2 protein-coding genes are annotated in these 14,370 nt (G+C 61.3%); both read left to right on the plus strand.

Translation table 11 applies throughout. The features are described from left to right. Window positions 1-218 precede the first annotated feature (218 nt). Window positions 219-13,859: a thrombospondin type 3 repeat-containing protein gene (locus HY696_06770; GenBank protein ID MBI4238107.1), complete on the plus strand. Its 13,641-nt coding sequence runs from the start codon at window positions 219-221 to the stop codon at window positions 13,857-13,859. After that, window positions 13,834-14,151 (plus strand): hypothetical protein, encoded by a 318-nt coding sequence (locus tag HY696_06775; GenBank protein ID MBI4238108.1) that lies wholly within the window; start codon window positions 13,834-13,836, stop codon window positions 14,149-14,151. Before HY696_06770 ends, HY696_06775 begins: the two co-directional genes overlap by 26 nt. Window positions 14,152-14,370: the final 219 nt, after the last annotated feature.

Genomic DNA, 14,370 nt, shown 5'->3' on the forward strand with positions numbered 1-14,370 from the left:
GCACGCATTCGATAAAGCACGGTTTTTTCGACACTCCCCATGGCACTCGACTTGCTCAACATCCAGGCTGGAGTGGTGTGGACCCTTACATGGGGCTGGGGGGGACTGTGACAACACGAACGATTAGGAATCACAGCAACGATCGGGGACAAACGCCCTACTCTGCTTTCATAGGAGCCGCCCTCACCCTGCTCCTGTCAGCCTGCGGACCGATCACATTGAACACCACCAGTACCACAACCGAAACCACCGCCACTACATCCGGCGACCTCACGATCAGTGGAGCCTTTGAAATCCCCCGCACCGCCAATCCGGCGTTGCACCGCAAGCAGGTAACGACGCGCCCGCGCTGGGTCAAGAGCACCGACGAAACGTCCGCGACGGGCGTCTGCGCGCTGCTCGATGCGCAATTCAGGAGCATCGCGTCGGTCGCGACCGACAGCGACGGCCGCTATCGCTTCTCTATCAACACGACTGACATCATCGATGGGCACAACGAGCAAAGCGGTGGCCGGCTGACGGCGCATGTCCGCTGTACGACCGGCGCGACGACAACGCAACATCCGATCATCGCCATGGTCTCGGTCTCCGACACGTCCACGGCCGTCACCACGGCCATCGCGGCCGGGGCCTCGCCGCTGGAAGATTTGCGCACGAACACCGGTTCCACCACGACGAGTTTACTCCTCTACCAGGGGAGTCAGACGGAGAGCGGCGCCCACTTCAACCCCCTCACGGCGGATGCCACCACCGCCCCGGCACCGCTCGCGGGGATCGGCTCCGTGCTGAAATTAGCGGCCAATGCCATCACCGTGACCGACGCGAGCCAAACGAATGGTGCCAGTGCCGCAATGGCTCGGAAGGCCGTCGATGCGAACGCGGAGACCAGCCTCGCGGCCAACACCGCGGATGAGAGCGTGAACTTCCTGCAAACGGTCGTGGCTGCCTTGAACACCGGCGAGACGTTGACCGATGGCACGTCGCCGTTTGATGTCCTCGCGCGTCTCACCGACCCGGACGCCGTCGACGAGTCGTTGTTGGCGACGATCGTGTCCACGCTGCGCGACCGCCAGATTGCGACCACGGCCGCACAAATCCGGTCCGCCTCGACCCTCCTGCAAGACGTCCGGCAGACATTGACCGTGTTGTCCGAGAGTCCGCAGATCCTCACTGCGCTCGATGACGACCCCGATGCGGCCGCGTTGGCGGTTGGCGGCATCCTGAAAGGGAGCACGGGGACCATGATGCGGCAGCTGACGGCCAATGACACACTCATCAATGTCATCATGACGATGGCGTCCCAGGTCCAGACCCCGGCGAAGGGGGGCGGCAACAGCATGACGGCACTCCTCAACGGTTTCGGCGATTTGATTCAGCCGGAGACGGTCGTCGCCGCGGCGGCGAATTCGGACGTGGCACAAAGCATCAACGCCATCGTGATGAGGACATTAAATAACGCCGCGGGGATCGACACGCGCGTCACCAAGTCGCTCGGCGAGGGACTACAGGCCAAGGCGACCGACGCCGCATTCTGGGAGACCTTTACCGCGGGCGAATTCGTGGACGCGACGAAGATCGACAACTTCGTGGATTTCTTCGACGTCTCCGCCCAGCAGAATCTGTTCGACACGGATACCAGCGACGGCCAAATGATCGACTGGAACGCCCTCCTCAGTACCGTCGATTATTCAGTCGACTATGCGGCGCTCGACGCCGGCGATTTTTCGGGACTGACCGACGACTGGTTCACGAGCGCCACGGTTGAGTACGATCTGGCCTCCTGCACGTTCAGCGGCGGCGACTGGTGCGGCGGCAGCCCTGGTTGGCAATGGCAATGCGGTTGTGACGACTACTGCACGACACGGGGCGATTGCTGCAGCGACAAGGTCGCGACCTGCGGCGAAAACACCTACGTCCACTGGCTCATCCAATGGGGATACGATCCGGCCGATGCCAACGGCATCGCGATGGGGACGACGCAGGATAGCGATGGTGATTTGGTCGTCGATAGCAACGACAACTGTCTCTACGACTACAATCCGGACCAGGCCGATGACGACAGCAACGGGATCGGCAATATCTGCCAAGACTCGGACCACGACGGGGTACGGGACCTGGCGGACAATTGCCCCGCGCTCGCAAACGGCGGACAATACGACTCCGACTACGACGGCATCGGCAACGCGTGCGACGACGACGCGGCACTCGCGGATACCGACAGCGACGGCGTCGCCGACGACACCGACAACTGCCCGAATGCGGAGAACGCGGACCAGGCCGACTTCGACGGCGACGGCAGCGGCGACACTTGCGACCCCGACGCGGACGGCGACTTAGCCTATGACACGTACGACAACTGCCCGACGTTGGCCAACGAACAAACCGATACCGACTGGGACGGATTGGGCAATGCCTGTGACGAGGATGACGACGGCGACGAGTTGCATGATCAGTATGACAACTGCCCGATCGTCGACAATGCCGACCAGGCCGACCTTGACGGCGACGGGGACGGCGATGCGTGTGAGAACGATAGCGATGGCGACGGCGTCGAGGACGTAGCCGACAACTGCGTCGACACCGTGAACGCGGATCAGGCCGATATCGACTGGGATGGCGCGGGCGATGGCTGCGACGCCGACATCGACAACGATAGCGTACCAAACGACGAGGACAATTGCCGAGACACCTCCAACATCGGCGAATCCAGCTGGGTGATGGATGGGGACGGCAATTGGCAATTGGTCAGCGATCCCCAAACCGATACCGATACGGACGGGATCGGGGATGCGTGCGATGACGACACGGATGGCGATGCCGTTCCCAATACACTCGACAATTGTCCGCTCCTGGAAAACACCGAACAAGCCGACCGCGACGCAGACGGCGAGGGCGATCTCTGCGACGATGCCGACTCCGACAACCTGGCCGACAACATCGACAATTGCCCTGAGAGCTGGAACAGCGACCAGACCGATACGGATAGCGACGGCGACGGCGACGCCTGCGATGACGACGACGACGCCGATGGGGTAGCTGACGAAGGCGACAACTGCGCGCTCATCGGCAACGAGGATCAGACCGACACCGACAGCGATGGCCAAGGAGACGATTGCGACAGCGATGTGGACGGCGACGGCTATGCGAATGCGGCGGACAACTGTCCTGCCGCATACAATGATCAAAGCAATACGAACGTCTTTGAAGACACGAGATTCTACGACACGGACTCCGCTCCCCAAACGGCCGTACGCGCGGATTTCAACGAGGACGGCGCAGTAGATTTGGCCGTCGGCAACTTTGACGCCGCGAGCCTCTCGCTCTTCTGGGGATGGTTCTCCTGGCAAATGACTCCTGCGGATGCGATCCCGCTCTCGGATGCACCGACGGATCTCTTCGCGCAGGACCTCAACAACGACGCACATGTCGACCTGTTGATCATCTATGGCGCGGCGGGATCGAACCGCATGGAGTTTCGCCCCGGCAACGGCGATGGCTCATTCGGGGCGGAGACGGTGTACACGTCGGATCAGGTCCATCAATTCATGACCCCGAATTTGGCGGACCTGGATGGCGATGGGGATGCCGACCTCGTCGTGATGGACCTGGAAACGAACGACCTGCTGATCATGCCCAACGATGGCGACGGGGCGTTCGATACCAGCAACGCCGTCCGCTATCCGTTAGACGCCGCACCGGCCGTGCTGACGGCAGATGTCGACGCGGACGGCCTGACGGACGTCGTCGCGAATTACAATGACCACATCGGGGTGTTGCGGAATCTCGGCGATGGCACTCTCGACAGCGTTGTCGCGTCCGGCAGCTTCAGCGGCTTAACGGAGTTGATCGCCGCCGATTTTAACCCGGACGGGGCAATCGACTTGATCGGCATGGACAATGGAAGCGTCGTGCTGCTCCGCAATGACGGCACGGGCACCTTCGGCGAGGCCGAAGTCCTCGTGACGCCGACGTATCTCAGCAGCTTTGCCGTTGGCGACATCAATAGTGACAGCGCACTCGATCTTGTAACGGGATATCTCTGGACCGCGACCATCACCGTGGCCCTGGGGAATGGCGATGGCACGGTGACGGGCGTGGGGTTCATTGAGAACGGCGATAATTTACACCCCTATCGCCTCCAACTTGCCGACTTCGATAGTGACGACGAGACGGATCTGCTCGCCATCAATCGCGAAAACAGTTCGATCACGATCGCACGAAATTTCGGCGATGCCATCGGCGATGCCTGCGACGACTCCGATGAAGACGGTCTGATGGATGATGTCGACAATTGCCGCACCGTCACGAATGTCGATCAACTCAACTACGACAGCGATACCGAAGGCAATGCCTGCGACACCGATGATGACGACGATGAGATCATTGATGACTGGGACAACTGCGCCACCGTGGCGAATGCCGAGCAAACCGACACCGACAGCGACGGCGCCGGCGACTTGTGCGATTGGCTCAGCCGATCCGAATCGTGGTGGACGATCACTGAGACCTCTCCGAATAGTGGCGCGACGCTCGCCAATACCCTCGTCGTCTTTACCGCAGCGGAATATATGCCGGACAGCGCGTACGACAGCACCCCGGTCGCCACGTTCACTGGGACCTCCATATTGACCGGGGAGACGTGGATTGACATTCGTGTCGAATATCCCTCCCTCTGCAGTGCAACGCTCTATCACGACGACGACACGACCTCGGAACTCAGCTGCGGATACTATAGTGGCGATACCGAATACTTCAGTCTCTCGGGCAACTTTGCGGAAGACGTCGATTATCTGATCCTCAATCACAATACCGATGCCGACAACGACGGGCTCTACGCGTGGCAAGACAATTGTCCCTATGCCGTCAACGGTGACCAGGCCGATTACGACAGCGATGCGCTCGGCGACGCGTGCGACGACTATGACAGCGATGGGGTCATGGACGATGTCGACAATTGTCGGGAGATCACCAATATCGATCAAGAAGACGACAACGCCAATGACGTTGGGGACTACTGCGAAGATCTGAACGAGAATGGCACTACGGACGGGAATGAAGACTCGGATGCGGACGGCGTCGATGACTTACATGACGCGCTGCCGGCGGATGACACGGAATATGCAGACACGGACAACGACGGTACTGGTGACACGGCCGACACGGACGACGACGACGACACCGTCGCAGACACTGACGACAACTGTGTCTTGGCGGCCAACAGCGATCAGGCAGATACGAACGGAAATGGCGTGGGCAATGCCTGCGAACCGTCGGCACTGACCGGCCTGATGATCTGGTTGAACCTCGACAGCAACTACTTTTCGAACGACGGCGATCTGCTCAGCGCAATGGCCGACTACTCGGGCAATTCGCTCCACGCCTGGATGCCGGAGGTGGGCTCACGTCCGACCTTTGCGACCAATGCCATTAATGGACATCCAGCCGTGCGCTTCGACGGCATCGACGATTGGCTGCTCATTTATAACACGTCCGCACTCGCAACACCGATTGTCGATATGTTCGTCGTGATGGCCGCGACAGGCGACGCCACAAATGACCCGGTGCTGTACGTCCCCGACGACGAGACCGATTACGATACTTGGAGTTTCGGCCACGTCTCCGATGGCGTGGTCTGGGCGAATGCCAACACACGCGAAGAAAGTGCATGGACCAGTGCCGCGGCGGCAGAGCCCGCACTGTACAACTTTGAAACGGCCACGCACAATGTGCGGCATAACGGCGTTCAAATCCTCGATGCGACCGGCGGAACCGTGCTCACCTCCGCGTCGCCCCCGTTGATCATTGGTACCGACTTCGAAAACTACTTACAGGGCGACATCGCCGAAGTGATGCTCTTCAATCGCACGTTGAGCACAAGCGAGCGCCGCTCGTTAGAATGCTACCTCAGCGAGAAATACGAACTCGGCATCAGTTTCTGCAACGACGATGAGGATGACGTCTGGAACGCCGTGGACAATTGCCCGCGCACGACCAATGCCGGTCAGGACGACATGGACAGCGACGGCCTCGGCGACGATTGCGACAGCGATATGGACGGCGATTGGACCGAGGATGTCAGCGACAATTGTCCGGGACTCGCGAATCCGACACAGGCCGACGGCGACTGCGACGGCCTCGGCGATGACTGCGATCCAGAGAGCCTCACCGTGACCACGGCCGATACGCACGGCATGGTCTCTGCCGACTCGGGCAATATTACGGCCTGCCGGAATGGCGATGCCAGTACGTGCGACGATACATTCGTGTACGGAAGCAGTGTCTCGCTCACGGCCACGCCCGACGCCGGTTACGTGTTTGCCGGTTGGACCGGCGATTGTTCAGGCTTCTCGACATGCGATCTCACGATGGACGGCACTAAAGCGGTCAGCGCATCGTTCGTCGATCCCAGCAACTTGGTGCTCTTCGCGTCACGTCGCAACTTGAACGGCGATCCGTCAAGCGCGTCGGGATATTATAATATCTGGGCCGCGTCGTCGGATGGCAGCGTGATGACGACGATCACGAATCTCACGCTGGCGAATGCGCAGTCCCCACAATTTTCTCCGGATGGGACCAAGATTCTCTTTGTGTCCAATCGCAGCATTACGGAGCCCTACCCTGATGAGCCGCTCGCCGTCTCGAATACCTACAACCTCTGGCTGATGGACCCGGACGGCACCAATGCCGCACCGCTGACGCAGCTGACGGCGGCGGATACCAGTTGCTATCATCCGCGCTGGTCGCCGGATGGGACAAAAATCATTTACACGTCGCTGCAGGCCCTGGATGGAACGGATGTCGTCGATCCGAGCGGTATCGAAAATGTGTGGGTCATCAACAGCGATGGCACGGGTCGTACGCCACTCACAACGAACGCCGCTTCGTATACGGACAATCAGGAACCGGAGTGGTCGCCGGACGGTGCGCAGATCGTCTTTTTCTCGCGCCGCGCATTGAATGGCGACGACGCGAATGCCGGCGTCTACAATCTCTGGCTGATGGGGAGTGATGGCACCAATCCCCAGCCGTTAACCACGTTGACGGGTGCGAACGCGCATAACTACTACGCGGCCTGGGCGCCCGATGGGACGACGATCTATTACCGATCGCTTGCCGACATCAGCGGCAGCGACAATATGGGTGCCTCAGCCAACATCTGGTCGATTGCGGTGGGTGGGACAAACCGCGTTGCGCTGACCACCTTTAATGGCGCCTCGCTGGACATTGATGCACGCGCCCCTGCGATCTCTCCGAACGGCACTTACATTGCGTTTGTTACCAATCAACAGATTGCCGATCCAGCCACTGGCGGCGGCAGCCAAAATATCTGGGTCATGGAGAGCGACGGCAGCAACGCCACGCCATTAACCACGTTGACTGGAACCGGCGAGCCGCACACGGGAAATCCGCAGTGGTCACCCGACGGGTTGCAGATCGCGTATGAGTCCGATGGCCACTTAGACGGTTCCGATGCGGCGAATGCCGAGTATACGCCGAACATTTGGATCATGAATAACGATGGCACGGGGAAATTGCCGCTCAGCAATGCAACCGGCGATTATGTCGCGGGCGCCGATTCACCGCAGTGGAACAGCTACGACGCAAATGATTTGGATCGGGACCACGCTGACGACAGCACCGACAATTGCGCCGGTCTGTGGAACTACAACCAACTCGACAGCGACAGCGACGGCAGCGGCAATGCGTGCGAGACCGACGATGATAACGACACCATAACCGATGCCAGCGACAATTGCCCGCTGCTCAACAACGCCGATCAGGCCGACTTCGATAGCGACGGCACCGGCGACGCCTGCGACAGCGACGCGGACGGCGACAGCGTGGCGGATTCGATCGACAACTGTCTCGGCCTCAATGATGCGGATCAAGGCGACAGCGATGGCGACGGCGAAGGCGACCCCTGCGATGTCGACGACGACGGCGACTCGATCACCGATGTCGGCGACGTCTGCCCGAACGTGTCCGATGTCGCTCAGGCCGATGCCGACACCGACGGCGTCGGCGACGCGTGTGATCTGAACGCCAGCGTTGCGCCGGCCTTGTGGTTGCGTGCCGATGCAGGGATCACCAAGGACGGCAGCAACCTGGTCAGCATCTGGAAGGACCAGAGCGGCAACGACTACAATGCCGCGCCCACCGTCGATCCCGAGCTGTGGGTCGACGCCCAACTGGGTGGCAAACCAGTGATCCGCTTCGACGGCTCGACTGCGGAAGGCGGCTATCAGTCGACGTTGACCTCCGCGTTGACCAGCCCCTACACCATCATCTCCGTGCATGCGATCAACGCCTATCACAATTATGGCGCCGTCTATTATATTGCCGACAGCAGCTTTGGCATCCTGACCGGCACCGACGCGGAAGTCCCATGGACCCGCCTCACGAATAATCCGAGCCAACCGACCCTTGCGATTGGCGAGACCGGCTATCACCTCATGACTACGGTGCATTACGATGAAGCGGCCGCCACCTACGCCATCGATACAGTCTCCCTCTCCACCAGCGACTATGGCGGAGCGAACACCCTCACTGGTCTGTGCATCGGCGGGGCGTGCGGCGGCATGACCATGGATGGCGATATCGCAGAAATCCTCGTTTTCCCCGGTGCGCTCTCGACCGCGGATCGCGCGGCCGTCGTGTGCAACTTGAGCGACAAGTACAGCTTCGGCACCACCGGCTGCACCGATGACGACGCGGACGGCGTCCGTGAGGCGGCCGACAACTGTCCGACCGATGCCAATCCGAGCCAGACCGACACCGACGAAGACGGCGAGGGCAACAGCTGTGACACCGACGATGACAACGACGGCACGCTGGACGATGACGACGCCTTCCCGCTCGATGCGGCGGAGACGCTGGACACCGACGGCGACGCCATCGGCAACAACGCGGATCTGGACGATGATGGCGACGGCACCGACGACGGCAGCGACAACTGCCCGCTGGTGGCCAACGCGGATCAAGCCGATGCCAATGGCGACAGCACCGGCAACACTTGCGATTTCGATAGCGACTCCGACGGCGACGGGTACATCGACGCCTACGACGCCTTTGCGGATAATGTCCTGGAGCACCTGGATACGGACGGCGATAGCGACGGCGACAACGGGGACACCGACGACGACGGCGACACCGTGGCGGATACCACAGACAATTGTTGGTTTGTCTCGAACCTCGACCAGACGGACACCGATGCCGACGGCCTCGGGGATGCCTGTGAACTCTCCGCGGTAGGCACCAAGACCCTGTGGCTCCGGGCCAGCGACCTCACGAGCTTGAGTGATGGCGACCCGGTCTCGACCTGGACCGATGCCTCCGGTGCCGGCAACGACGCCACCCAAACCACCGAAGAGCGCCGCCCGACCTTCCGCACCAATGTCGTCGGCGGCAAACCGGTCATCCGTTTCGATGAATTCGATGACGGGCTATCGATCGCCGACAGCGCCACATACAAGACACCGGTCGTACAACTCGTCCTCGTGGCCAAGTCGACGAGTTCAGGCCGCACCCTGATCGGCTACCCGCACGATACCACGCACACCGATCCATATTACCGGTGGTCTTTCGGGCATGCCGGTTCGGACGCCATCAATTTGCGGATCGGGTCGAACTTCGAAGACACCACGGCCAACGCCGGTTGGGCCGATATGGGGCTCTATGCCTACGAGACCGAGACCCGCAATGTCTACCACAACGGCACGCTCTTTTACCAAGGGACCTCGGGGGAGGCCGTCACCTACCCGAACGCCACCGGCCTCCGGATCGGATACAACGCGGACGGCCTGGAAAACCTCACCGGGGACATCGCGGAGATCTTGCTCTTCGATCAGGCCTTGACGGCGCTGGAACGACGGACGGTCACCTGCGCCCTCAGCACCGAATATACACTCGGTCTCCCCGATTGCGATGACGACCTCGACCATGTCGCCAACGGCACGGACAATTGCGGCGCGGCCGACAACCCGGATCAAGCCGACTTCGATGGCGACTCGATCGGCGACGCCTGCGACGATGATGAAGATGGCGATTCCGTCACGAACGACAACGATAACTGCCTCAGCCTCGTCAACAGCGACCAGGCCAACAGCGACGACGACGCCTCCGGCGACGCGTGCGACAGCGACGACGACGGCGATAGCGTCGCGGACGGTTCCGACAACTGCCCGCTGCTGGCAAATGCGAGCCAGACGGACACCGACGCCGATACAATCGGCGATGATTGCGATCTGGATCTGACGCCCGCCCTGTGGCTCCGCGCGGACGGCGGCGTCACAAAAGACGGATCGGGATATGTCAGTCTCTGGAAAGACCAGACCAGCCTCAGCAACGACGTGACAGAGGATAGCAGCGATTGGCAACCGCAACGCATCGACGGCGCAGTGAATAGCCTCCCAGCGCTGCGTTTCGACGGGATCGATGATCGTCTCGAGACCGCCACCGCCCTGTTCCTGGGGAACGATTCACGCAGCCTGTTCGCGGTCTATAAGCCGACGAACGATTGGCAAGACGGGTCCATGACGACGGTCGCCGGACAGGGTGGACCGACCGACGCGGATACGCAATTCCTCCTCCAGTCGAATCCGCTGGGTGATCCGTACCTGGCGTGGGGGATGAGTGGTCTGTCCGGTCCGGAGCGGACTACGGCCTGGAAGATCGGCAGCGCCGACTTCGACAATTCATCGGGCACCGTCCGCCTCTTCAAAGACGGCACCCTGCTCACCTCCGATACGAAAACGTTCAACACCAACGACACCCCCTTCGTCATCGGCACGAAGTACGCCAGCTGGAGTTATTCGGAATTCTTCGACGGGGATATCGCCGAAGTCCTGGTCTTCGGGGGCACACTCACGGATGCCGACCGGAACGCCGTCGAATGTTACTTGAGCGACAAGTATGCCCTCGCCCTCACGGGGTGTGATGACGGCGATCTGGACGGCCTCCGGGCAGCCTTAGACAACTGCCCGAACGATGCCAATGCGGGTCAGGAAGACGCCGACTCGGACGGCGATGGAGATGCCTGCGACACCGACATCGATAACGACGGGGCACTCAACGCCGACGACGCCTTCCCGTACGACGCCGGCGAGACACTCGACACGGACGGCGACGGCGACGGCAATAACCTCGACACCGACGATGACGGCGACACGAGCGCCGACGGGAGCGACAATTGTCCGCTCGTGCCGAACCAAGGGCAGGAGGATACGGATACCGATGGAACCGGCGACGCCTGCGAGACGTACACCCCGGCGCTCCTCGATACGACGTTCGACACCGACGGCATCGCCAGCATCGACGCAACGGATGAAGATCAAGCCGATAGTCCGACCGATGTCGTCGTCCAATCCGACGGCAAGGTCCTCACCGTCGGATATGGCCCCACGACCGGCGGCAACTACGACTGGCTCCTCACCAATTTCAACACCGACGGGAGCCTCAACACGAGTTTCAATACGAGCGGCCTGCTCCGCTTCCCCGTCGGCAGCGGCAACGAGGAGGCACACGGCGTGGCACTGCAGTCGGACGGCAAGATCATCGTGGCCGGACACACCATGGCCGACGATTGGGATTACGCCCTCGCCCGCTTCAACGCGGACGGCACGATCGACACGATGTTCGGGATCGACGGCATCGCCACCGGTGACTTGGTCGGACCCAGCGACCACGATTACGTCCAAGACGTCGTCGTCGACGCCAGCGACCGGATTGTGATCGCCGGCACGACCGGCGGATACTTGACCGTTGCGCGCTTCATGCCGACCGGCGATTTAGACTTCGGCTTCGCCGACGGCGGTGTTTTCCAGGCAACGGCGTATTCAATGACGGCGCAGGGCATCGCCCTCGATGCCAACAATGAGCAGATCTATCTGGCCGGCATCGAATATTCTAGTGCAGACGAGGCCTGGGAATTTGCGGTCACTTGCCTCGACTTCAACGGCAACGAGTGCGCCGGCTTCGGCACGAACGGCCATGCATTAGAACAGATCGGGACCTACACCGAGGCCGCAGTCGCCGACATCCTTGTCCAACCGAACGGCAAGGTCGTCGTGGCCGGCCGCATCCAGGATTTTGGAGTCAATCATCTGGCCGTCGCCCGTTTCACCACGGCTGGGGCACTGGACACCGGATTCGGTAACAACAACGGGGCCTACGTCCTACCCGACATCGCCACCTTCTATAACACCAGCGCGGCCGACGCCATCGGCCGCCAGAGCGACGGCTCGCTGGTCGTGGCCGCTCACGCCACCCATGGAGAGGCGTCGTACGCGAAAAGTGTGTTTGCGTTGATCCGTCTCACCTATCAGGGGGAATTAGACACGTCCTTCGACGACGACGGCATCCTGTTTGCAACTACGGCCGACGGCATAGGTGGCAGTCTGCAAGCCCTCGCGGTGCGCTCCAACGACGCGCTCGTCGCGTTAGGCACCTCGCGCGTGCCGCACCTCGACGTCTCCGACCCGGAAAATCCGGTCTGGGAGTGGTTGGCCACCGATTCGATCCTCTTCCAATTCGAGAGCGGCCTGCCGGACAGCGTCGCCGAAGACACCAACGACTATTGCAGCGACACGCTCGATAACGACGCCGACGGCCTGACCGATTGCGATGATAACAACTGCATCGGCTCCATCGCGTGCGGCGGCACGGCGGAAGCGGTGGCCTTCACGTCCTATCGCCGACTCGACAGCGCCGACCTCCCCGCCGATCCGCTCGTCAACAATATCTGGAGCGTCCTCCTCGACGGGACCACCTTGACCCCCGCGACGACGATCACAACGGCCGATGCGCACAGCTATGAACCGCAATGGTCGCCCGACGGCACCAAGATCGCATTTTACTCGTCGCGCCACCCCGATGGCAGCGACGCGCTGAACAGTAACTCCATAGCAAACATCTTCGTGATGGATGCGGATGGCACCAATCTGCTGGCACTCACGGCCACTACGGCCTCCGATACCGGTCATTATCAACCGTCCTGGTCGCCGGATGGGACACAGCTCGCCTTCACCAGCGCCCAAAATCCGGACGAGAGCAACTCCACCGTCTCCACGCGCAATATCTGGGTCGTCAATGCCGATGGCACCGGGCTCAACGCGCTTACGACGCTCACGAGCTCCACGGCGCTTTGCTTCACACCACAGTGGTCGCCCGACGGGACCAAGATCCTCTTCAACAGCAACCGCAAACTCGACGGTTCGGACAACCTCACCGACAACGGGAATTATAACATCTGGACCGTCGACGCGGACGGCACCGACCCGACGCCCCTCGCAGGCATCGATGTCTCAGCGATCCAACAACAAGATGCGCAGTGGTCGCCCGACGGAACCGAGATTGTCTTCGTGTCCAATCGCGACATCGACGGATCCGCCGCCCTCAGTCCGAACGGGGCCTATAACCTCTTCGTCATGAACGCGGATGGAACGGGCTTGACCGCGTTGACCACGACGGAACTCGACGGGGCCGTGCTCCATATGGATCCGCAATGGTCGCCGGATGGCACCAAGATCGTCTTCGACTCGACGCGGGTGTTGGACGGCTCCGACGCCGCGCTGAACGGCGGCGCAACGATGAACCTGTGGGTCATCAATGCCGATGGGACCAGCCTCACACCACTGACCACATCTACCGACGATGGGATCACGAGCGGTCTCCCGCGATGGTCATCTGATGGGGCGTGGATCGTGTTCCAATCGCAGCTCAACCCCGACGATCCGACGTCGAGCCACGTCAACCCCTCGTGGAACATCTGGGTCATCCAGGCCGGCGGGACCGGATTGGCGCCGCTCACAACGGTCCGCGACGAGTCGATGGACAATGAATCCAGCGACCCGTTACCATAAAGAGGTGCGCACTGGCGGCATGAGAAAATTTTGGTTCATATTGGGACTCTGCGGCCTGCTCGCGAGTGTCGCGGGCTGCAAGGCCGTGGTCACGGAGCCCGATGGCGGCACGACACTCGGCGGCTCGGATTCCGAATTGGGTGGCGCCGGCGCGACCGGCACCGATCAAGAAAATACCGACGACGGCGGGGAAGTCGTCCCCACGGGAGGAACGCCCACGCCGATCCCGATCGAACTCCCCGGCGCCAGCGAATACGATCGCTCCACCTTCGACGCGACCACGATGGAGTAATTTCCGCGCCCGCATAATGAACACTCGCTGTCGCCCATCAGGTCAATAAGCACTCGATCGCTGCACCACGTGGTAAGCAGACACTCCCTGTTTCGTCTGTCAGACAATTCCTACACGCGGAGGTATTGAATCGGGCATGGTATTTTGCCCGCCGCGGGTGGCCGTTCGCTTGCATTGGCAACTGGGGTGAGTCTCAGCCCGCATCGGGCCAGGGGGGGC

The sequence above is a fragment of the Deltaproteobacteria bacterium genome (genome assembly GCA_016210045.1).
GTDB lineage: Bacteria > UBA10199 > UBA10199.